24 protein-coding genes and 1 tRNA gene are annotated in these 21,402 nt (G+C 68.2%); 22 read left to right on the forward strand and 3 right to left on the reverse strand.

Going from position 1 to position 21,402, the window contains the following annotated elements; translation table 11 throughout:
* Window positions 1-107 precede the first annotated feature (107 nt).
* From G582_RS0104010 to G582_RS0104085, 16 genes are all read left to right on the forward strand, one after another.
* Window positions 108-827, forward strand: a complete 720-nt coding sequence (locus G582_RS0104010) for a YebC/PmpR family DNA-binding transcriptional regulator (protein WP_028838735.1) — start codon at window positions 108-110, stop codon at window positions 825-827.
* Window positions 828-852: 25 nt separating this feature from the next.
* The gene (ruvC, locus tag G582_RS0104015; protein WP_051246632.1) at window positions 853-1,428 is read left to right on the forward strand and encodes a crossover junction endodeoxyribonuclease RuvC; all 576 of its coding nucleotides are present in this window, start codon (window positions 853-855) and stop codon (window positions 1,426-1,428) included.
* Window positions 1,425-2,012: a Holliday junction branch migration protein RuvA gene (gene ruvA / locus G582_RS0104020; protein WP_028838737.1), complete on the forward strand. Its 588-nt coding sequence runs from the start codon at window positions 1,425-1,427 to the stop codon at window positions 2,010-2,012. The genes ruvC and ruvA overlap by 4 nt, the downstream gene beginning before the upstream one ends.
* 39 nt (window positions 2,013-2,051) lie before the next feature.
* On the forward strand, window positions 2,052-3,965 hold the full coding sequence (locus G582_RS0104025; protein ID WP_028838738.1) for a potassium transporter Kup: 1,914 nt from the start codon (window positions 2,052-2,054) through the stop codon (window positions 3,963-3,965).
* Between the two features lie 42 nt (window positions 3,966-4,007).
* Entirely contained in the window at window positions 4,008-5,009 is a 1,002-nt protein-coding gene (locus G582_RS0104030) for an LLM class flavin-dependent oxidoreductase (RefSeq protein ID WP_028838739.1), read from the forward strand.
* 32 nt (window positions 5,010-5,041) lie between these two features.
* Window positions 5,042-6,079 carry a Holliday junction branch migration DNA helicase RuvB gene (gene ruvB, locus G582_RS0104035; RefSeq protein ID WP_028838740.1) on the forward strand — a complete coding sequence of 346 codons (1,038 nt, stop codon included), beginning with the start codon at window positions 5,042-5,044 and terminating at the stop codon, window positions 6,077-6,079.
* A 22-nt stretch (window positions 6,080-6,101) separates the two neighbouring features.
* Window positions 6,102-6,551 carry a tol-pal system-associated acyl-CoA thioesterase gene (ybgC, locus tag G582_RS0104040; protein ID WP_028838741.1) on the forward strand — a complete coding sequence of 150 codons (450 nt, stop codon included), beginning with the start codon at window positions 6,102-6,104 and terminating at the stop codon, window positions 6,549-6,551.
* The gene (gene tolQ, locus G582_RS0104045; protein WP_425476533.1) at window positions 6,551-7,336 is read left to right on the forward strand and encodes a protein TolQ; all 786 of its coding nucleotides are present in this window, start codon (window positions 6,551-6,553) and stop codon (window positions 7,334-7,336) included. The genes ybgC and tolQ overlap by 1 nt, the downstream gene beginning before the upstream one ends.
* A 7-nt stretch (window positions 7,337-7,343) precedes the next feature.
* On the forward strand, window positions 7,344-7,781 hold the full coding sequence (tolR, locus tag G582_RS0104050) for a protein TolR (RefSeq protein ID WP_028838743.1): 438 nt from the start codon (window positions 7,344-7,346) through the stop codon (window positions 7,779-7,781).
* Window positions 7,782-7,791: 10 nt separating this feature from the next.
* Window positions 7,792-8,691 (forward strand): TonB C-terminal domain-containing protein, encoded by a 900-nt coding sequence (locus G582_RS0104055; protein WP_028838744.1) that lies wholly within the window; start codon window positions 7,792-7,794, stop codon window positions 8,689-8,691.
* Window positions 8,692-8,804: 113 nt separating this feature from the next.
* Window positions 8,805-10,106 (forward strand): Tol-Pal system beta propeller repeat protein TolB, encoded by a 1,302-nt coding sequence (tolB, locus tag G582_RS0104060; RefSeq protein WP_028838745.1) that lies wholly within the window; start codon window positions 8,805-8,807, stop codon window positions 10,104-10,106.
* A 100-nt stretch (window positions 10,107-10,206) separates the two neighbouring features.
* Complete coding sequence (gene pal / locus G582_RS0104065; RefSeq protein ID WP_083960935.1) at window positions 10,207-10,719, forward strand: peptidoglycan-associated lipoprotein Pal; 513 nt, start codon at window positions 10,207-10,209, stop codon at window positions 10,717-10,719.
* Complete coding sequence (ybgF, locus tag G582_RS0104070) at window positions 10,719-11,486, forward strand: tol-pal system protein YbgF (protein ID WP_038052758.1); 768 nt, start codon at window positions 10,719-10,721, stop codon at window positions 11,484-11,486. The genes pal and ybgF overlap by 1 nt, the downstream gene beginning before the upstream one ends.
* Before the next feature lie 9 nt (window positions 11,487-11,495).
* Window positions 11,496-12,182 (forward strand): 7-carboxy-7-deazaguanine synthase QueE, encoded by a 687-nt coding sequence (queE, locus tag G582_RS0104075; RefSeq protein ID WP_028838748.1) that lies wholly within the window; start codon window positions 11,496-11,498, stop codon window positions 12,180-12,182.
* Between the two features lie 2 nt (window positions 12,183-12,184).
* A complete protein-coding gene (gene queC / locus G582_RS0104080; protein WP_038052761.1) occupies window positions 12,185-12,886 on the forward strand; it encodes a 7-cyano-7-deazaguanine synthase QueC in 702 nt (233 codons plus the stop codon).
* 38 nt (window positions 12,887-12,924) lie between these two features.
* Window positions 12,925-13,000 (forward strand) — tRNA-Lys (locus G582_RS0104085).
* A gap of 21 nt (window positions 13,001-13,021) precedes the next feature.
* Here the strand turns inward: G582_RS0104085 and G582_RS0104090 are convergent.
* The 3 genes from G582_RS0104090 to G582_RS17100 form a co-directional block, all read right to left on the reverse strand.
* On the reverse strand, window positions 13,022-13,966 hold the full coding sequence (locus G582_RS0104090; RefSeq protein WP_028838750.1) for a ribokinase: 945 nt from the start codon (window positions 13,964-13,966) through the stop codon (window positions 13,022-13,024).
* Between the two features lie 2 nt (window positions 13,967-13,968).
* Window positions 13,969-15,249: a nucleoside permease gene (locus G582_RS15400; RefSeq protein ID WP_051246633.1), complete on the reverse strand. Its 1,281-nt coding sequence runs from the start codon at window positions 15,247-15,249 to the stop codon at window positions 13,969-13,971.
* Between the two features lie 84 nt (window positions 15,250-15,333).
* The gene (locus tag G582_RS17100; protein ID WP_051246637.1) at window positions 15,334-16,467 is read right to left on the reverse strand and encodes a GGDEF domain-containing protein; all 1,134 of its coding nucleotides are present in this window, start codon (window positions 16,465-16,467) and stop codon (window positions 15,334-15,336) included.
* Window positions 16,468-16,613: 146 nt separating this feature from the next.
* On the opposite strand from G582_RS17100, the gene G582_RS0104105 reads away from it, so the two are divergent.
* The 6 genes from G582_RS0104105 to G582_RS17825 all read left to right on the forward strand — a co-directional run.
* Window positions 16,614-17,549, forward strand: coding sequence for an SPFH domain-containing protein (locus G582_RS0104105; RefSeq protein WP_028838751.1), 936 nt, complete (start codon window positions 16,614-16,616; stop codon window positions 17,547-17,549).
* Between the two features lie 2 nt (window positions 17,550-17,551).
* Window positions 17,552-17,998 (forward strand): NfeD family protein, encoded by a 447-nt coding sequence (locus G582_RS0104110; protein ID WP_028838752.1) that lies wholly within the window; start codon window positions 17,552-17,554, stop codon window positions 17,996-17,998.
* Between the two features lie 49 nt (window positions 17,999-18,047).
* Complete coding sequence (gcvT, locus tag G582_RS0104115) at window positions 18,048-19,148, forward strand: glycine cleavage system aminomethyltransferase GcvT (RefSeq protein WP_028838753.1); 1,101 nt, start codon at window positions 18,048-18,050, stop codon at window positions 19,146-19,148.
* A 64-nt stretch (window positions 19,149-19,212) separates the two neighbouring features.
* The gene (gene gcvH / locus G582_RS0104120; protein ID WP_028838754.1) at window positions 19,213-19,608 is read left to right on the forward strand and encodes a glycine cleavage system protein GcvH; all 396 of its coding nucleotides are present in this window, start codon (window positions 19,213-19,215) and stop codon (window positions 19,606-19,608) included.
* Between the two features lie 858 nt (window positions 19,609-20,466).
* Window positions 20,467-20,961, forward strand: coding sequence for a histone H1-like repetitive region-containing protein (locus G582_RS15410; RefSeq protein WP_051246640.1), 495 nt, complete (start codon window positions 20,467-20,469; stop codon window positions 20,959-20,961).
* Between the two features lie 190 nt (window positions 20,962-21,151).
* Window positions 21,152-21,402 (forward strand): IS1/IS1595 family N-terminal zinc-binding domain-containing protein (locus G582_RS17825; protein WP_169380550.1); only part of this gene is annotated, 251 nt, incomplete at its 3' end.

Consider the following 21,402-nt stretch of genomic DNA (forward strand, 5'->3'; position numbering starts at 1 on the left):
TGCGGCACGGTACGACGGGACATGTTAAGCGGCGCCTGAGATTAGGGCGCGCAGTTGGATCAGCCGCCGTATAATCCGCGGCTTCGCATTTCCGGCCGGATATTGTCATGGGACGTGGCCCTTCCATCGAAGCCCGCAAGAACGCGCAGGACGCGCAGCGCGGCAAGATCTTCACCAAGGTGATCCGCGAGATTTCGGTGGCGGCGCGCGCCGGCGGGGGCGACCCGCACACCAATCCGCGGCTGCGCTCGGCGATCGACAAGGGTCTGGCGGTCAACATGACCAAGGACGTGATCGAGCGCGCCATCAAGAAGGCCACCGGCGAGCTGGAAGGCGTGGTCTACGATGAGATCCGCTACGAGGGCTACGGCGCTGGCGGGGTGGCGGTTATCGTCGACTGCCTGACCGACAACCGCGTGCGCACCGTGGCCGACGTCCGTCACGCCTTCGGCAAGTTCGGTGGCAACCTCGGCACTGAGGGCTCGGTGTCCTTCATGTTCCACAAGGTCGGCGTGCTCAGCTACGACGCCGGTGCGGACGAGGATGCCGTCACTGAAGCCGCCATCGAGGCCGGCGCCGATGACGTGGTGGTGTATCCGGAAGACGGCGCCATCGACGTGCTGACTTCGCCAGAGGCCTTTGCCGGCGTCAAGGCGGCGATGGCGGCGGCCGGGCTGGCGCCGGGCTTCGCCGAAGTGACCATGCGCGCGGACAACGATTCGCCGGTGGAAGGCGAAACCGCCGAGCAGGTGCAGAAGCTGCTGCGCTGGCTGGAAGACATGGATGACGTCCAGGACGTCTATTCCAACGCGGCCGGCCTTGGCTGAGCCTGCCCGCCGCGGCGCTACCCACATGGTTTCCGATCTGCAATCCGGGGGTACGCGCGCGGCGACGGTCAGGGTGCTGGGGATCGACCCCGGCTCGCAGCGTACCGGCGTGGGCATCATCGATGTTGCCGCCGACGGCAGGATCACCCATGTGCACCACCAGCCGCTGGTGCTGCTGGACGCCGAATCCTTCCCGCTGCGCCTGCGCAAGTTGCTGGACGGACTGTGGGCGCTGATCGAGGAGTACCGGCCGGACGAGGTCGGGGTGGAGCAGGTGTTCCTGTCCAACAACGCGATGAGCGCGCTCAAGCTGGGCCAGGCGCGCGGCGCGGCGATCGCCGCCTGCGTGGCCCGCGACCTGCCGGTAAGCGAATATGCGGCCAAGGAAATCAAGCTGGCGCTGGTCGGCAGCGGCGGCGCCGACAAGCTGCAGGTGCAGCACATGGTTGGCGCGATGCTGGGCCTGACCGGCAAGCTGCAGGCCGATGCCGCCGACGCGCTGGCGGTGGCGATCACCCATGCCCACGTGCGCGCCAGTGCGCAGCGCCTGGGCGTGGCCGCGCGCGAGGCGTGGGGACGCAAGGGCAGGGGACGGCGATGATCGGACGATTGAAGGGCATCCTGATCCACAAGGCGCCGCCGTGGCTCGTCATCGACGTGCACGGCGTCGGCTACGAGCTGGAAGCGCCGATGAGCACGTTCTACGACCTGCCGGAGGTGGGCCGCGAGGTGTTCCTGTTCACCCACTACGCGCAGAAGGAGGACAGCGTCTCGCTGTACGGCTTCCTGCGCGAATCCGAGCGACGGCTGTTCCGCGACGTGCAGAAGGTCTCCGGCATCGGCGCGAAGATCGCGCTGGCAGTGCTCTCCGGTGTGTCGGTGGACGAGTTCGCGCGGCTGGTGCAGACCTCCGACGTGACCGCGCTGACCCGCATCCCCGGCATCGGCAAGAAGACCGCCGAACGCATGGTGGTGGAACTGCGCGACCGCGCGGCCGATCTGGCCGGTGGCCCGGTCGCGGCCAGCACCGGGCTGCCGGGCGATCCGCTGTCCGAGGCCATCACCGCGCTGCAGGCGCTGGGCTACAAGCCGGCCGAAGCGGAACGCATGGCGAAGAAGGCCGCGACCGACGGCGACGCCGCCGAAGCCATCATCCGCAAGGCGCTGCAGTCGGCGCTGCGCTGAGCCGCCTCCCGCCGTCCCGTTCTTTCCCTGCGAGCATCCATGAGCACACCCGCACAGCCGTCGCATGCGCATGGCGTCCAATCCGGCAAGGCTGCCGGGCTGGCGCTGGTGGTGGGCGCCATCGGCGTCGTCTTCGGCGACATCGGCACCAGCCCGCTGTACACGCTGAAAGAGGCGTTCTCGCCGCACTACGGCCTGCGCAACGACCACGACACCGTGCTGGGCGTGCTGTCGCTGGCGTTCTGGGCGCTGAACATCGTGGTCACGCTGAAGTACGTGACCATCATCATGCGCGCCGACAACGACGGCGAGGGCGGGATCATGGCACTGATGGCGCTGGCCCAGCGCACCCTGCGCAAGGGCTCGCGCTCGGCCTACGTGGTCGGCATCCTCGGCATCTTCGGTGCGTCGCTGTTCTTCGGCGACGGCGTCATCACGCCGGCCATCACCGTGATGGGCGCGGTGGAGGGGCTGGAAGTGGCCGCGCCCGGGCTGGGGCGCTTCGTGGTGCCGATCGCGCTGGTGGTGCTGGCGGGGCTGTTCGCCGCGCAGCGCTTCGGCACGGAGCGCGTGGGCAAGGTGTTCGGCCCGGTGATGGTGATCTGGTTCCTGGCGCTGGCGGCAATCGGCGTATGGAACGTGGTGGCCGCCCCCGAGGTGCTGAAGGCGTTCAACCCGTGGTGGGGCGCGCGCTTCTTCGTCGAGCACGGCTGGCACGGCGTGTTCATCCTCGGCGCGGTGGTGCTGGCGGTCACCGGCGGCGAGGCGCTGTACGCCGACATGGGCCATTTCGGTGCGCCGCCGATCCGCCACGGCTGGTATTTCTTCGTGCTGCCCTGCCTGATGCTGAACTACCTCGGCCAGGGTGCGGTGGTGCTGCAGCGCCCCGGCGCGGTATCCAACCCGTTCTACGAGGCGGTGCCGGAGTGGGCGCTGTATCCGATGATCGTGCTGGCGACGATGGCGGCGGTGATCGCCTCGCAGTCGGTCATCACCGGCGCGTTCTCGGTGTCGCGGCAGGCGATGCAGCTGGGTTACATCCCGCGCATGCGGATCAAGCACACCTCGCACGACACCATCGGCCAGATCTACATCCCCGGCATCAACTGGGGCCTGGCATTGCTGGTGTTCGGGCTGGTGCTGGCGTTCCGCAGCTCGTCCAATCTGGCGGTGGCCTACGGCATCTCGGTGTCGGCGACGATGCTGATCGACACCCTGCTGCTGGCGCTGGTGGCACGCATGCTGTGGCCGCGCGCGCGCTACTGGATCGTGGGGTTGTGCCTGGCGTTCCTGGTGGTGGACGTGGCCTTCGTGGCCGCCAACGGCGCCAAGCTGCTGCAGGGCGCGTGGTTCCCGGTGGTGCTGGGCATCGTGCTGTTCACCGTGATGCGCACCTGGCGGCGCGGCCGCGAGCTGCTCAACGCCGAGATCCACAAGGAAGGCATCCGCCTGGACACCTTCCTGCCCGGGCTGATGCTGGCGCCGCCGGTGCGGGTGCCGGGCACCGCAGTGTTCCTGACCGCAAGCCCGGACGTGGTGCCGCATGCGCTGCTGCACAACCTCAAGCACAACAAGGTGCTGCACGAGCGCAACGTGTTCCTGACCGTGGAGACGCTGACCGTGCCGTACACGCCGCAGGAGCGGCGGATGAAGATCGACCCCATCGCCGGCGACGATTTCCACCGGGTGATCATCCGCTACGGTTTCATGGAGACGCCGGACGTGCCGCTGGCGCTGATGCGCAGCTGCGACCAGTGCGATCTGGTCTTCAATCCGATGGACACCACCTATTTCGTCAGCCGCGAGAGCATCGTCGCCGCCCGCCGCCGCGGCATGCCGGTCTGGCGCGACAAGCTGTTCGCGTTCCTGCACCGCAACGCCGCCCCTGCCACCACGTTCTTCCGCATCCCCGGCAACCGTTTGGTGGAGCTGGGCGCGCAGGTGGAAATCTGAGCCGGGCTTGATTCCGGCCGCCTGAGTCGGCATCTGTAGGGTATGAGCCCGCGCATCCCGTACTCCCTGCTCGACCTGGCCCCGGTCTGCGAAGGCGGCACTGCCGCGCAGGCCTTCGCCAACACGCTTGATCTCGCCCGCCACGCCGAAGCGCTGGGCTACACCCGCTTCTGGCTGGCCGAGCACCACAACATGCCCGGCATCGCCAGCGCCGCTACCGCGGTGCTGATCGGCCATGTCGCCGCCGGCACCTCCAGCATCCGGGTCGGTGCGGGCGGGGTGATGCTGCCGAATTCCGCGCCGCTGCAGGTGGCCGAGCAGTTCGGCACGCTGGCCGCGCTGTTCCCCGGCCGCATCGATCTCGGGCTTGGCCGCGCGCCGGGCACCGACCAGGCGACCGCGCGCGCGCTGCGCCGCCACGACGGCGCCGAGGCGTTCCCGCAGGACGTGCAGGAGCTGTTGCACTACTTCCGGCCGGTGCAGCCCGGCCAGGCCGTGCAGGCGGTGCCGGGCGCGGGTCTGGAGGTGCCGGTGTGGATCCTCGGTTCCAGCCTGTTCGGCGCGCGGCTGGCGGCGGCGCTGGGCCTGCCCTATGCCTTCGCCTCGCATTTCGCGCCAGCTGCGATGACCGAGGCGCTGGCCATCTACCACCGCGACTTCCGCCCCTCGGCGCAGCTCAGGCAGCCTTACGCGATGCTGGCGCTGAACGTGGTCGGCGCCGACACCCGCGCGGAGGCGCGCCGGTTGTTCACCACCCTGCAGCAGACCTTCGTGCGGCTGCGTCGCGGCGAGGTCGGGCTGGTGCCGCCGCCGATCGACGACATCGAGGCGTTCTGGTCGCCGGCCGAGAAGGCGATGGTCGAACAGGCGCTCGCCTGCAGCGTGGTCGGCGACGCCGCCGACCTGCGCGACGGCATTGCCGCGTTCATCGACCGCCACCGTCCGGACGAGCTGATGCTGACCGGCAACATCTTCGACCACGCCGCGCGGGTGCATTCGTTCGCGCTGGCCAGCAGCGCTTTCGCAGCGGTCGGGCCCGCGTAGGCCGGTACCGCCGCCCGTGCGATCATTGGGCCATGAGTGAAGACCGCATCATCGCCCCCGGCGCCAGCCGCGAAGACGAAGCGCTGGAAGCCAGCATCCGCCCGAAACGGCTGGACGAATACCTCGGCCAGCAGCCGGTGCGCGAGCAGATGCAGATCTACATCGAGGCCGCCAAGGGCCGCGGCGAGGCGCTCGACCACGTGCTCATCTTCGGTCCGCCGGGCCTGGGCAAGACCACGCTCTCGCACGTGATCGCCAACGAACTGGGTGTCAACCTGCGCGTCACCTCCGGTCCGGTGATCGAGAAGGCAGGCGACCTGGCGGCGCTGCTGACCAACCTGCAGCCGCATGACGTGCTGTTCGTGGACGAGATCCACCGCCTGTCGCCGGTGGTCGAGGAGATCCTCTACCCGGCGATGGAGGACTGCCAGATCGACATCATGATCGGCGAGGGCCCGGCCGCGCGTTCGATCAAGCTCGACCTGCCGCCGTTCACCCTGATCGGCGCCACCACCCGCGCCGGCCTGCTGACTGCGCCGCTGCGCGACCGCTTCGGCATCGTGCAGCGGCTGGAGTTCTACTCGGCCGAGGAGCTTGCGCGGATCGTGCGCCGCTCCGCGCAGATCCTCGGCATCGCCTGCGACGCCGAGGGCGCCGGCGAACTGGCGCGGCGCTCGCGCGGCACCCCGCGCATCGCCAACCGGCTGCTGCGGCGGGTGCGCGACTACGCGCAGGTCAAGGGCAACGGCACGATAGATGCGGCCATCGCGCGCGCGGCGATGGACATGCTGAAGGTCGACCCGGAGGGTTTCGACGAACTCGACCGGCGCATGCTCGGCATCATCATCGACGCCTTCGATGGCGGCCCGGTGGGGGTGGAATCGCTGGCCGCGGCGCTGTCGGAAGAGCGCGGCACGCTGGAGGACGTGATCGAGCCCTACCTGATCCAGCAGGGCTTCCTGGTGCGTACCGCGCGCGGCCGCATGGCCACGCCGAAGGCCTACCGCCACCTCGGCTTCAAGCCGAAGGCGGGAACGCCGGGGCTGTTCGAGGAAAGGGGGTCAGAGTGAGTTTTTCGACGAGGAGTCTGGAATGACCGGAAATTCCGGGCCCAAAACTCACTCTGGCCCCCTTTCCTTTTCCTGGCCGGTGCGCGTGTACTGGGAAGACACCGACGCCGGCGGCGTGGTCTACCACGCGCAGTACCTCGCCTTCATGGAGCGCGCGCGCAGCGAATGGCTGCGCGCGCGCGGCCTGCACCAGGACGCGATTAAGCGCGAGGCCGACCTGGTGTTCGTGGTGCGGGCGATGGACGTGGACTTCCGCGCCCCGGCCCGGCTGGACGATCAGCTGTCGGTCAGCGTGCGCCTGCTGGAATGCCGGGGCGCCAGCTTCGTGATGGTGCAGAGGATCGAACGCGACGGCGCGCTGCTGGTCGAAGCCAAGGTCAAGATCGCCGCGCTGCGCGCATCGAGCTTCCGCCCGTGCCCGCTGCCGGATTTCCTCTCATCGCAACTCAAACCGCCGTTGGAGACCCCTTGATGCCCGCATCGACGATGCTGCAATCGCTGCCGCAGGCGCTGCCCGACACCGCCGCCGCCGGCACCGTGGAACTGGCCGAGACCGGCGCGCAGGCCGCCGCCGCCCAGGGCAACCAGGGCATCGACATCCTGCAGCTGGTGCTGCACGCCAGCCTGCCGGTGCAGCTGGTGATGCTGTTGCTGCTGCTGGCGTCAGTGGCTTCGTGGGTGATTATCTTGCGCAAGAAGCGGGTGCTGGACCGCGCCGAGCGCGAGGCCGACCGCTTCGAGGAAAGCTTCTGGTCAGGCACCGAGCTAGCCAAGCTCTACGCCTCGGCGACCGAGCGCCACCGCAGCGTCGAAGGCCTGGAGGCGATCTTCGAGGCCGGCATGCGCGAGTTCAACCGCATCCGCCAGCGCCGCGGCGTCGATGCGCGGATGCAACTGGAAGGTGCGCAGCGCGGCATGCGCGCGGCCACTTCGCGCGAGCTGGACGGGCTGGAACGCAACCTCGAATTTCTCGCCAACGTCGGTTCGATCAGTCCCTATGTCGGCCTGTTCGGCACCGTCTGGGGCATCATGATTTCGTTCCAGGGCCTGGCCAGCATGAAGGAAGCGACCATCGCGACGGTCGCGCCGGGCATCTCGGAAGCGCTGGTCGCCACCGCGATGGGCCTGTTCGCCGCGATCCCGGCGGTGTGGGCCTACAACCGCTTCGCCACCCGCGCCGAGCGCATGGCGGTGCGCTACGAAACCTTCAGCGAGGAGTTTTCCTCGATCCTGCAGCGCCAGACCCACGAGGACTGAAGCGCACATGGCCATCGCATCCCGCCGCACGCGCAAGCGCAGGCTCAAGGCCGAGATCAACGTCGTTCCCTACATCGACGTGATGCTGGTGCTGCTGATCATCTTCATGGTCACCGCGCCGCTGCTCAACGTGGGCGTGGACGTCAACCTGCCGCAGGCCGACGCCAAGACGCTGGAGCAGAAGAAAAAGCAGCCGGTGGTGGTCCAGGTGCGCAAGGATGGTCAGCTGACGCTGACCTACGAGGGCGTGGACCAGCCGCAGGCCGTGGATGCGCAACAGCTGGTGGCGAAGGTGCGTGCGTTCGTGGAGGCCGATCCGGAACTGGCGGTGTACGTGGCCGGCGACCGCGAGGTCAGCTATCAGTCCGTCTACGAAATCCTGTCGCTGCTGCAGCGCGATGCCAAGGTCTCGCGCGCCGGGCTGATGGGCGAACCGAAGCCGTGACGGGTCGCGGGTGAAGCAGACGCGCGCCGACACCTGGGCCGCCGTCGCGCAGGCACTGGGCCTGCACGTGCTGCTGTTCGCGCTGATGTTCGCCGGGCTGCGCTGGTCGCAGCACAACGTGGCCGAGGCCGCGCAGGGCGACCCCATCGAAGCCGACCTGGTGGCGGTATCCGATCTCAGCGCCTCCATGCAGCGCGCGCTGCGGCGCGCACCGAAGGCGCTGCCCGCGCCGCCGCCGGCGCCCGACAAGATCGAGCCGCTGCCCGAGCCGGTGGCGGAGGAAGTGCCGCCACCGCCGCAGCCGAAAGCACTGCCGCCGCCGGTGCCGGAGCCCGCGCCGGTGGAACAGGAGAAAGTGCAGCGCGACGCCCCCTCGGCGGAGGTGGCCAAGGTGCCGCGCGAGCAGGAACAGAAGCGCAGGCAGCCCGACCAGACCGAACTGGACGCGAAGAAACAGGCCGAGCAGGAACGCGAAAAACAGCGCCAGCTGGCGGAAATCCGCAGGCTGCGCGAGCAGGCCGCGCGCGAGCGCAGCATGGCCGAGCAGCGTGCGCAGCAGCTGGCGGATGCGCGCACGCCCGGCACCTCGACCGCGCCGCCGCCGCCCGGCAACCGCGGCACCGATCCGGGCCTGCAGGCCAAATACGCCGCCGCGCTGCAGCAGGCGATCCTGCGCCAGTGGATCCGTCCGGAAACCGTGGCGCTGGGTCAGCGCTGCCGCATCTCGATCCGCCAGCTGCAGGGCGGCGAGGTGGTCGATGTCACGATCTCCTCGTCCTGCCCGTACGACGCGGCGGGCCGGCAGTCGGTGGAACGCGCCATCTACAAGGCCTCGCCGCTGCCCTATGCCGGCTTCGAAACGGTGTTCAACCGCAACCTCGACCTGAACTTCGTGGCGGAAGATCGCTGATCCTCACCGCGGCATGCACACCTGGGTGGCAAGCTTCCGCAGTCCGCTGGCGTTCATCCAGCCGTCGCCCGCATCGTCCAACCTATTCCCCTTGTTCCTGCCCGTGAGGCCGCATGAAGCGTATTGCCCGCCGCCTGCTCGTCCCGCTGCTGTTGTTGCCCGCCTGTACGGTGCTGGCGCAATCGCGCAGCCTTGAGATCGACATCGTCGGCGGCAATGCCGCGGCCCTGCCGATCACGGTGGTGCCGTTTGGCGGCAACTGTGGCGATACCGACGTGGGTGGGGTGGTGCGCGCCGATCTGGGCCGTTCCGGCCAGTTCCGCAGCCCCGACCCGGCCAGCCTGCCGGAGCGCCCCACCCAGGGCAGCGACGTGGCGTATCCCACCTGGCGCATGCTCAAGCAGGACTATCTGCTGATTGGCCGCTGCGTGGCCGGTGGCGACGGTTATCGCACCGAATACGAATTGTTCGACATCGCCAAGCAGGAGCGCCTGCTCGGTTTCGCGCTGAGCGCACCGGCCGGCGCCATGCGCGACGTGGCCCACCAGATCAGCGACGCGGTGTACGAGAAGATCCTTGGCGTGCCGGGCGCGTTCTGGACCCGGATTGCCTACGTCACCGCCAGCGGACTGGGCCGCAGCACCCGCTACGCGCTGGTGGTGGCGGATTCCGACGGCTACAACCCGCGCACCGTGGTCAATTCCACCGAGCCGCTGCTGTCGCCGTCGTGGAGCCCGGACGGGCGCAAGCTGGCCTACGTCAGTTTCGAAGGCGGCAATTCCGGCATCTGGGTCCAGGACATCGCCAGCGGCAGCCGCGACAAACTCACCAGCTTCCGCGGCATCAACGGTGCGCCGGCGTTCTCGCCGGACGGCGCGCGCATGGCCATGACCCTGTCCAAGGGCGGCAATCCCGACATTTACGTGATGGATCTGGGCAGCAAGCATCTGACCCAGCTCACCAACCATTTCGGCATCGACACCGAGCCCACTTGGAGCCATGACGGCGCCAGCCTCTACTTCACCTCCGACCGCGGCGGTCGCCCGCAGGTCTACCAGATGCCGGCCAGCGGCGGCAGCGCCAGCCGCGTCAGTTTCGACGGCAGCTACAACGCCAGCCCGTCGCTGTCGTTCGACGGCAAGAAGCTGGCCACCGCGCAGGGTGCCGGCAACACCTACCGCATCGCATTGATGGATCGCAGCACCGGCAGCGCGCGCTGGAGCATGCTTTCGCCGGGCTCGCTGGACGAATCGCCGAGCTTCGCGCCGAACGGGGCGATGCTGCTGTACGCCGCCCGCGAAGGCAGCCGCGGCGTGCTCTACGCGGTTTCCGCCGACGGTCGCGTGCGCCAGCGCCTGAGCCTGGGTGGGGGCGACGTGCGCGAGCCCGCGTGGTCGCCGTACCGCAAGCGCTGACTCACGCACTGTCACGCCGGAAAGGGCTAGACTGCCTGTTCATCTTCAGCTTCACCGTACCCAAGACGAGGACACTCCGATGACTGTTTCGCTTTCGCACATGGGCCGCCTGCTGACCCTGGCCGTGCTGGCTTCCGCCGTGGCGGTGGGCTGCTCGAAGAAGGTCAAGGAAACCCCGCCGGCGGACACCCCGGTCGATACCGGCGCCACCACCGCCCCGGTCACCAGCACCGCCCCCGGCGCCTACACTCCCGCCGACCTCGACAGTGACGCCTGCCTGCGCCAGCGGGTGGTGTACTTCGATCTCGACCAAGACGCGCTGAAGCCGGAGTTCCAGGCCGCGATGGGCTGCCACGCCAAGTACCTGCGCGACCGCCCGAGTGCGCGCCTGCGCCTGGAAGGCAGCGCCGACGAGCGCGGCAGCCGCGAGTACAACATGGGCCTGGGCGAGCGTCGCGGAAACGCGGTGTCGTCCGCGCTGCAGGCCAACGGTGGCGGCGCCAGCCAGCTCACCGTGATCAGCTACGGCGAAGAGCGCCCGGTCTGCAACGACTCCGGCGAAGACTGCTGGTCGAAGAACCGTCGCGTCGAACTGGTCTACAGCGAGAAGTGATGCGTCCGGCGATTCTGCTGCCGCTGGTGGCGATGCTCTTGGCATCGCCGCTGGCCATGGCCCAGCGTGCCAGCCTGGCCGACCGCGTCGCGGCGCTTGAAGCCCGCGGCGCCGGCGACCAGAACGGCGTCGCGCTGGTCAACCAGGTGTCCGCGCTGCAGGCGGAAGTGCAGGCGCTGCGCGGCCAGCTGGAAGAACTGCAGCAGCAGCTTGAACAGGCCAGGCAGAGCCAGCGGGTGCAGTACCTGGACCTGAGCGGTCGGCTGGACCGGCTGGAGGGCGGTGCCCCGGCGCCGGCCTCGGCGTCACAGCCCGGCGAACCAGTGGCGGTCGCCACGCCGCCAGTGGCACTCCCTGCGCCGCCGGTTGCGGTGGCGCAGGACGAGCAGGGCGCCTACGCCCATGCCTTCGAAGCGCTCAAGAGCGGCGATTACGTCGAGTCGGCGCGCCGCCTGCGCGACTTCCTGGCCGCCCATCCGGCCGGCCAACTGGCCCCGAACGCGATCTACTGGCTGGGCGAGAGTTATTACGTCACCCAGAACTACGCGCTGGCCGCCGACCAGTTCCGCGCGCTGCTGGACCGCTATCCGGCCAACGACAAGGCGCCGGGCGCGCTGCTCAAACTGGGCCTGGCCCAATCCGGGCTGCGCCAGAACGAGGCCGCGATGGCCACGCTGCGGCAGGTGGCCCAGCGTTATCCGGGCAGCGACGCTGCCCGTATCGCCGACGACCGCCTGCGCTCGATGCAGCTGGCCGGCAACCGCTAAAATGTCCGCATGAACGCCGTTGCCGATGCGGCCGCCGCATCGGCGGCAGGCCAGACCGAGCGCCTCAAGCTCACCGAAATCTTCCTGTCGCTGCAGGGCGAAGCCCGTGACGCCGGCTGGCCCACCGTGTTCGTGCGCCTGACCGGCTGCCCCCTGCGTTGCCAGTACTGCGATACCGCCTACGCCTTCCACGGCGGGCAATGGTGGGAGATCGACGCCATCCTTGCCGAAGTGGCCCGCCTCGGCGCGCGCCATGTCTGCGTCACCGGCGGCGAGCCGCTGGCGCAGAAGCGCTGCCTGCAGCTGTTGGAGAAGCTCTGCGACGCCGGCTACGTGGTTTCCCTGGAAACCTCCGGCGCGCTCGACATCGCCGGCGTCGATCCGCGCGTCTCGCGCGTGCTGGACATCAAGACACCGGGCTCGGGCGAGGTGGCGCGCAACTTGTGGGGCAACCTGCCGCTGCTGACCGCGCACGACCAGGTCAAGTTCGTGATCTGCTCGCGCGAGGACTACGACTGGGCCAAGGGCGTGCTGGCCGACCACCCGCTGCAACAGCGCTGCGACGTGCTGTTCTCACCCAGCGCCGCGCAGGTCGGCGCGCGCGAACTGGCCGACTGGATCGTGGCCGACCGGTTGCCGGTACGCTTCCAGATGCAGCTGCACAAGCTGCTGTGGAACGACGAGCCGGGGAGATAAACATGAGCAAACCCGCAGTCGTGCTGGTCTCCGGCGGCATGGATTCCGCCGTCGTCCTCGCCCTTGCCAAGGAGGCCGGGTTCGCCCCGCACGCCCTGAGTGTGCGCTACGGCCAGCGCCATACCTCCGAGCTGGACGCCGCCGCGCGCGTGGCGCGATCGCTCGGGGCGATCGTCCACAAGACCGTCAACGTGGACCTGCGCAGCATCGGCGGCTCGGCGCTGACCGACGAGGACATCCAGGTGCCCACCGATGCCGACGGCCACGTGATCGGGCAGGGCATCCCGTCCACCTACGTGCCGGCGCGCAACACCATCATGCTGTCGGTGGCGCTGGGCTGGGCCGAGGTGCTGGGCAGCACCGACCTGTTCTGCGGTGTCAATGCGGTGGACTATTCCGGCTATCCGGACTGCCGGCCGGAGTTCATCGCCGGCTTCGAGGCGCTGGCCAACCTGGCCACCAAGGCCGGCGTCGAAGGCAGCCGCTTCCGCGTGCATGCGCCGCTGATGCGGATGAGCAAGGCCGACATCGCCCGCGAAGGCCTGCGCCTGGGCGTGGATTTCGCGCAGACGGTGAGCTGCTACCAGGCCGATGCCGATGGCCGCGCCTGCGGCCACTGCGACGCCTGCCGCCTGCGTGCGCAGGGCTTCGCCGAAGCGGGCCTCGTCGATCCCACCCGCTACGTCAGCGCCGGCATCGGTTAGAATGCGCGCCCCGGTGCAATGCCGGGCGATCCTTTCGTGGGCCGTTAGCTCAGTCGGTAGAGCATCGGACTTTTAATCCGCTGGTCGATGGTTCGAATCCATCACGGCCCACCATTCTCGAAGCTCATCCGACGATCAGACTGTCAGGCGCGGCATCGCCAGCGCTGCGCCTTCCTGTTCGGTCGAGCGCGCGGCGTAGCGGCTGGCGAAGCGGACGTGTTCGATGAAAGCGGAATCCGGTCGCTGCGCCAGCGCGGCGGCCAGCGCGCCGTTGAAGGCATCGCCGGCACCGGTGGTGTCGATCGCCTGCGCGGGCTCGGCGGGGACGCGATAGCAGATGGCGGTGTCGCCGCGCGGCACCGCTTCGGCATGCGAGACGAAACAGCCGCTGGCGCCGAGGGTGACGATGACGCTGCCGTGCGGCAGCAGTTCGCGGCACAGCGCATGCAGACGCGGCTGGTCGAGGCTGGCCACCGCATCGGCTTCGATCCGTTCGCCCACGTGACGGCCGACCAGCGCGGCGAATTCGGTTTCGTTCGGGGTCAGGATGTCGGCCCGCACCAGCATGGTTTCGTCGATGGCGACGTTGGCTGGCGCCGGGTTGAGCATCGCAGTGGCGCGGGCGGCACGGCCGGCATCCAACGCCTGCGCGATCGCGCCCAGCGGCGACTCCAGCTGCGCCAGCAGCACGTCCGCAGCGGTCACATCGGCGAGTGCGCCGGCAACGTGGCCGGGCGCCAGCGCGGCATTCGCGCCGGCGCCGATCACGATGCAGTTGCGGCCCTGTGCATCGACGTAGATGCCGGCGGTGCCGGTGGGATCGGCCACCACCGCCGCGCGCAGGTCGATGCCGTCATTGCTGCAAAGCGTGCGCGCCAGCTGCGCGCCGAGGTCTTCGCCCAGCGCGCAAACGAAGCGCGTTTCCACGCCGGCGCGGCGGGCGGCGATGGCCTGATTGAAACCCTTGCCGCCGGGCCCGGTGGCGTAGCTACCGGACAGGGTGGCGCCAGGCGCCGGCAGCGCGGCCACCCGCCAGACGTGGTCGACATTGAACGAACCGACGACGAGGACCCGCGCCATGCTCAGGGATTGCCCACGTCGGCCGGGCCGTGCGCTGGCACCACCTTGTGCGGGTCGTGGCGGTGCTTGAACAGCGGCACGAAGGTGACGGCCATCGCCAGCGCATACAGTGCGAACGCGGTCCAGATGCCCTGCCAGTCCTTGATGCCGTCGGCGCTGGTGAAGAAACGGTCGATCACGAAGCCCGCAACCAGACTGCCCAGCACCGCGCCGATGCCGTTGGTCATCAGCATGTACAGACCCTGCGCGCTGGCGCGGATCTTCGGGTCGGCCTGCTGTTCGACGAACAGCGAGCCGGAGATGTTGAAGAAGTCGAAGGCCATGCCGTAGACGATGCAGCTCAGCACGATCATCCACAGGCCGGGGCCCGGGTCACCGTAGGCGAACAGGCCGAAGCGCAGGAACCACGCCAGCATGCTGATCGTCATCACCGTCTTGATGCCGAAGCGCCTGAGGAAGAACGGGATGGTGAGGATGAACAGGGTTTCGCTGATCTGCGAAATCGACATGATGATGGCGGGGTAGCGCACCGCCAGCGTGTCCTTGTAGGCATCGACGTTGGCGAAGTCGTGCAGGAAGGTGTCGCCATAGGCGTTGGTGAGCTGCAGCGCAGCGCCCAGCAGCATCGCGAACACGAAGAACACCGCCATGTTGCGGTCGCGGAACAACCGGAACGAGGACAGCCCCAACACGTCCACCAGCGAGCGGCTGCTGCTGTCGCGGCCCAGCGTGGGCGGGCAGGGCGGCAGGGTGAAGGCGTACAGGCCCAGCACCAGCGCGGCGGCGGAAGCGATGTAGAACTGACCGGGCGAGGTCTCCAGCTTCAGCAGGCTGGTGGTCCACAGGGCGGCGATGAAGCCCACCGTGCCCCAGACGCGGATCGGCGGATAGTCGCGCACCACGTCCAGGCCCTCGCGCTTGAGCGCGTTGTAGGCCACCGCGATCGCCAGCGAGATGGTCGGCATGTAGCAGATCATCGTCGCCAGCATCACCCAGAACATGGTGTGCGGGTCGTCGACCTGTGGCACGCAGGCCAGCATTACCGCGCCGGCCAGGTGCAGCGCACCGTAGAGTTTCTGCGCGCTGATCCAGCGGTCGGCCACCACGCCCATCAGCGCCGGCATGAACAACGCCGAGATGCCCATGGTCGAGAAGATCGCGCCGAAGCTGGTTCCCGACCACTGTTTGTGCTGGAACCAGTACGCGCCGATGGTGATCAGCCACGCCCCCCAGATGAAGAACTGGAGGAAGTTCATGATGGTCAGGCGCAGCTTCAGGCTCACACAGGCTCCCGGGCCAGGCGGCTGGGATGCGCCTGCAGCGCGCAGGTTAGTCATGGCGGGCAGTGCCGGCAAGCGGCGTCGCACTCAGCGCACCACCACCCGGTTGCGGCCTCCCAGCTTGGCCCGCGACAGCCGCAGGTCGGCGCGCCGCATCATCTGCGACAGATCGGCGCCGTCCTGCGGCCAGCAGGCGAGGCCGGCGCTGAAAGTGATCCGCAGCGGGTCGGCATCGGCATCGGCCACGAACGGACGGGTGGCCAGATCGCGGCGCAGCGCCTCCAGCCGTTCCCACGCGCGGCCGGTGGGCAGCGGCATCAGCAGCACGAATTCCTCGCCGCCCAGGCGCACCAGCAGGTCACCTGCTTCCAGCCCCTCGCGCAAGACGTCGACGGCATGGCGCAGCGCGCGGTCGCCGGTGGCGTGGCCGGCCTCGTCGTTGATGCGGCGAAAGTAGTCGAGGTTGATCAGGCCCAGCGCGAGCGAGCCGCCGTGTTCGCGCGCGCCTTCCAGCAAGGCGGGGAAGTGATGCACCAGCAGGGTGCGGTTGGGCAGGCCGGTCAGGCCGTCGGTGCCGGACAGCTCCACCAGCCGCTGCATGCGATAGACCACTGCGGCGGTGATCGCGGTGACGATGGCGATCAGCAGCACGCGCTGCAGCACGTTCGATAGGCGGGCGGTGCCGTAATCGGCCGATGCCAGCTGTTCCGGCGTTTGCGCCAGCGCGAACACCGCCGCCGCCAGCGCCGCGTACTGCAGCATCGCCAGCGCGCCGGTATAGAGCGTCAGGCGGCCGTCGTTGCGCAGCGCGGTCATGCATACCGCGACCAGGTAGAACGCCCACACCACCATGCTGTTGAGGCTGGCCGCCAGCGACGACAGCGCCAGCAACGCCAGCACGAAGGTGGTCAGCGTGACGTCGTAGCTGGTGGTCAGCCATGGCAGCCAGCGGAAGCGCCGCTGGTGGCGCGCCAGCAACAGCAGCACCTGCGAGGCGGCCACCGCCAGGATGACTCCGAACATCCCGGCGATGCCTTCGGTGGGCATGTATTCGCCGGTCACGATGTTGACCAGCGGCAGGAGCAGCAGTGCCAGCGACAGCCCGGCGCGCAGCTTCGCCACCAGCAGCTCGCCGCCGGCGCCGAGCTCCAGCATCAGCGCGTCGGGCGGCGCGCGCAGCCGTTGCCAGAACTCCCGCAGTCCCAGTCCGATGATGTTCACGCCCCTCCCCCGTAGGCGGGCAGGATAGGGCGCGCGCGCTGGCGGCTCAAATGCCCCGTGTGGGGCGCACTGCAGCAGCATTGCCGCGGCGCCCATCCGGGGGCGCGGATACCTATACTGGACGCATCATCCAGGGAGGACATCCGATGGCACCCGCACTTGCTCTGATCCTGCTGCTTGCCGGCATCATCCTGCTGTCGAAGACGGTGCGCATGGTGCCGCAGGGCTACCAGTGGACGGTGGAACGGTTCGGCCGCTACACCCACACGATGGAGCCGGGCCTGCACTTCCTGATGCCGGTGGTCTACGGCGTGGGCCGCAAGATCAACATGATGGAGCAGGTGATGGACGTGCCCAGCCAGGACGTCATCACCAAGGACAACGCCGTGGTGAAGGTGGACGGCGTGGTCTATTTCCAGGTGCTCGACGCGGCCAAGGCGGCCTATGAAGTGGCGACGCTGGAGATCGCCATCCTCAACCTGGTGATGACCAACATCCGCACCGCGATCGGTTCGATGGACCTCGACGAGTCGCTGTCCAAGCGCGACGAGATCAATACCAAGGTGCTGCACGCGGTCGACCAGGCAACCCATCCGTGGGGGCTGAAGGTCAACCGCATCGAGCTGAAGGACATCCAGCCGCCGCGCGACCTGGTCGATTCGATGGCCCGGCAGATGAAGGCCGAGCGCGAGAAGCGCGCCAATATCCTGGAGGCCGAGGGCTTCCGCCAGGCCGAGATCCTCAAGGCCGAGGGCGAGAAGCAGTCGGCGATCCTGTCCGCGGAAGGCCAGAAGGAAGCTGCGTTCCGCCAGGCCGAGGCGCGCGAGCGTCTGGCCGAAGCGGAAGCCAAGGCCACCCAGATGGTGTCCGACGCGATCGCCTCCGGCAACGTGCAGGCGATCAACTACTTCGTGGCGCAGAAGTACATCGAGGCGTTCAAGGAGCTGGCGCAGGCGCCGAACCAGAAGTTCGTGATGATGCCGATGGAGTCGTCGGGGATCATCGGCTCGCTCGGCGGCATTGCCGAGCTGGCGCGCGAGGCGATGGGCAAGCAGGCGTCGGCCGCGGCGAAAGGAAACTGATCATGCGTTGGGACGTGTTCGCCTGGGCGGCGTTCGCGCTGCTGCTGTTCGCGGCCGAGGCGATGGCGCCCGGCGCTTTCATGCTGTGGCTGGGCTTCGCCGCCGCGGCGGTGCTGCTGGGCGTGCTGCTGGTGCCGGACATCCCGCTGCTGGTGCAGGCGGCGGCGTTCGTGGCGCTCAGCTTCGTGTCCATCCAGGTGTACCGGCGCTGGTTCCGCAGCAGCGAGCGCCCCAGCGACCAGCCGGCGCTGAACCGGCGCACGGCGGCGCTGGTCGGGCGGGTGGTGCCGCTGGAGCGCGCCATCGTCGATGGCCGCGGCCGGGTGCAGATTGCCGACGCCTACTGGGAGGTCACCGGCCCCGAGCTGCCGGCCGGCACCCATGTCCGCATCACCGGTGGCGATGCCATGACCCTGCAGGTGGAGCCGGCGCCGCATACCGGCGCGTAGGGCGCACCCGTCTGGGATAATGGCCTCCCCCACGCAGCAGGTTTCCCCCATGACCAGCAAGACCATCCTCAACGACACCCATCGCGCGCTCGGCGCCAAGATGGTCGATTTCGGCGGTTGGGACATGCCGATCCACTACGGCTCCCAGCTCGACGAACACCATCTGGTGCGCCGCGACGCCGGCATGTTCGACGTCAGCCACATGACCGTGGTCGATCTGGAAGGCGCGCGCACCCGCGAGTTCCTGCGCCACCTCGTCGCCAATTCGATCGACAAGCTGCAGAAGCCGGGCAAGGCGCTGTATACCGCGATGCTCAACGAACGCGGCGGCGTGATCGACGACCTGATCGTCTATTTCATGTCCGAGGAATGGTTCCGGCTGGTCGTCAACGCCTCCACCCGCGACAAGGATCTGGCGTGGATCGGCGAGCAGGCCAAGGCGTTCGGCGTCGCAGTCAGGGAGCGCCCCGAGTTCGGCATGGTCGCCGTGCAGGGCCCGACCGCCCGTGACAAGGTAATCGGCCTGCTGCGCGAAGACGATCGCGCGTCGGTGTCCAAGCTGGCGCGTTTTTCCGCGCGCGCCGCGCAGACCGTCGATGGCGTCGAGGTGTTCATCGCCCGCACCGGCTACACCGGCGAGGACGGGTTCGAGGTGATCGTGCCGGAAGCGCAGACCGTCGCGTTCTGGAATGCGCTGCTTGCGGCGGGAGTGAAGCCTGCCGGCCTTGGCGCGCGCGACACCCTGCGGCTGGAAGCCGGCATGAACCTGTACGGCCAGGACATGGACGAAGAGGTCAGTCCGTTCGAAGCCGCGCTGGCCTGGACCGTCTCGCTGGACGAGGGGCGCGACTTCATCGGCCGCGCCGCGCTGGAGGCCCAGCAGGCCGCCGGCACCGCGCGCCAGATGATCGGCCTGGTGATGGACGAAAAGGGCGTGCTGCGCCACGGTCAGAAAGTGCTGACCGCGAACGGCGAAGGCGAGATCCTGTCCGGCACTTTCTCGCCGACCATCGGCAAGGCGATCGCCTTCGCCCGCGTTCCCGCCGGCGAGCCGGGCGAGGTGCGCGTGGACATCCGCGGCAAGGAAGTGCCGGTGCGGGTGGTGAAGTTCCCGTTCGTCCGCGACAACACCGTGCAACCCGGCATCTGACCTTCCCGCTTCCGCTTCGCTAGACTTCCCCAACCCCCACGCACTGCGCAACAGGAGCCACCCGATGAGCGACATCCCCGGCGATCTCAAGTTCCTCAAATCCCACGAATGGGTCCGCGTCGAAGGCAACGGCAGGGCCGTCATCGGCATTTCCGACCATGCCCAGGGCCTGCTCGGCGACTTGGTCTACGTGGAGCTGCCGAACGTCGGCGACACCGTCGTGGCCGGCAATGCCTGCGCGGTGGTGGAGTCGGTGAAGGCGGCATCCGACGTCTACGCGCCGGTCGGCGGCACAGTCCTTGAAGTGAACGAGGCGCTGGCCGACAAGCCCGAAACCATCAATGAAGACGCCTACGGCGACGGCTGGCTGTTCGTGGTCGAACTGGCCGATGCCGACCAGCTCAACGGCCTGTTCGGCCCCGACGAATATGCCGAGCTGCTGGAAAGCGAAGAACACTGATCGCGTTTCCATGCGCATGCCGAAACCCGCGACGGAAACGTCGCGGGTTTTTTTTCGCCGGTTGCCGGTGGTGGGATGTGTGTTGTGCCAGGCCGTGGCCTTCATGCGTGCGGCCAGCGCGCCTTCGCATTGCACGTCGAGGCGGCCGTGAAGCAAGGCGAAAGGTCGCGAAAAGTTCGCGCAGTTTTCGCGCAAACGCACTTGTGCGGCGCGAAAACCGGCATCGATTTGCAGCCACGTGCGCGATGCCTTCGCAGGTTGCGTGCATGCCGTTGGCGGTCGTTGCGATGACGGTCGTCGCGTCGCGTGCAGACGCGATCGAATCGCTGCAAGCCGCACCAATGCTTGCGTGTGCGGAATTCGTGCGATGTGTATCGATGCGTCGCGCGTGCGCATGCGCTGCGTTCGCGCGGTGCGCGCGGTGCATGGTGCGCAGCCTTCGCGGACGCAGCGAAGAAAAACTTCGCGAAAGATTGTTGACACTAGAAAAAAGCGTGATTAGGTTTCGCCCAGCAGACATTTCCTGCGGAAGCAAGTGAGCAAGCAGATCGCAAGAGCCGACGGCACGACAACCGACTCCACCCGCAGCTGCGGAATGTGGATGCAGGTTTCCCGTCCCTCACGCGAATGCCGGTTTGCCGGTTCCGGTGGTGTCCACTCCGAAGCCTGCCGCGTATCGCGCCGCAGGTTTTTTAGTGGCAGGGAAAAGTCGATTTTCGATGCGGCGCCCGGCGCCGGCATCGAAGCAGCATCCGGTCCGGTGCGCCTGGCGCGTCGGCGGTCGATCGCAGGTCCGATACCTGCGGTGTCTTTCGTAACTGGGCTTTACCGATCTACCCAATGACGAGGAGCCATCCCATGGCTGTTAAGAAAGCTGCGAAGAAGGCCGTTGCCAAGAAACCGGCGGCGAAGAAGGTTGCCAAGAAGGCTGTCGCCAAGAAGCCGGCGGCCAAGAAGGTTGCGAAGAAGGCTGTCGCCAAGAAGCCGGCCGCCAAGAAGGCGGTGAAGAAGGCCGTTGCCAAGAAGCCGGCGGCGAAGAAGGTCGCGAAGAAGGCCGTTGCCAAGAAGCCGGCAGCGAAGAAGGCCGCGAAGAAGACTGTTGCCAAGAAGCCGGCAGCGAAGAAGGTTGCCAAGAAGGCTGTCGCCAAGAAGCCGGCAGCGAAGAAGGCTGTTGCCAAGAAGGCTGTCGCCAAGAAGCCGGCAGCGAAGAAGGCTGCCAAGAAGGCTGTCGCCAAGAAGCCGGCAGCGAAGAAGGCTGCTGCCAAGAAGCCGGCTGCGAAGAAGCCTGCTGCCAAGAAGGCCAAGCCTGCTGCTGCTCCCCAGGTGCCGGCTGCTCCGGTGCCGATGCTCTAAGAAAGAAGCGACCGGTGCGGGCGCTGCCCGTGCCGGCGCTGGCACGATCCTGAAGACCCTTCCCGTTGCCCAGGCGGGAAGGGTTTCTTTTGGCGCTGTTCGCGTTGATTGTTGATCGTCTCAATCTGTGAGCCTGCCTACCTGCATGGTTTCGTCACGGCTCGAAGGTTTCGGGCGGCGGGAGACCGGGATGCGCGCACGTGAACTCAAGCGTTGGCTGGCAGAAGCGGAACGGCTGACACCGGCCCAGCAGGAGCAGGTTCTGGCAAAGCTGCAGGGCCAGCGGTCTCAGGGGCTGGTGGCGCGTTTGCTGTCCGATCGCGTCCCGACGAAGTGCCCGCATTGCTCGGACACTCGTATCGTTCGTCATGGTCAAGCCGCTGGCGTTCAGCGCTTCCGCTGCCGGGGCTGCGGGAAGACGTTCAACCCGCTGACCGGGAC

The organism is Thermomonas fusca DSM 15424 (assembly GCF_000423885.1).
Taxonomy (GTDB): Bacteria; Pseudomonadota; Gammaproteobacteria; order Xanthomonadales; family Xanthomonadaceae; genus Thermomonas; species Thermomonas fusca.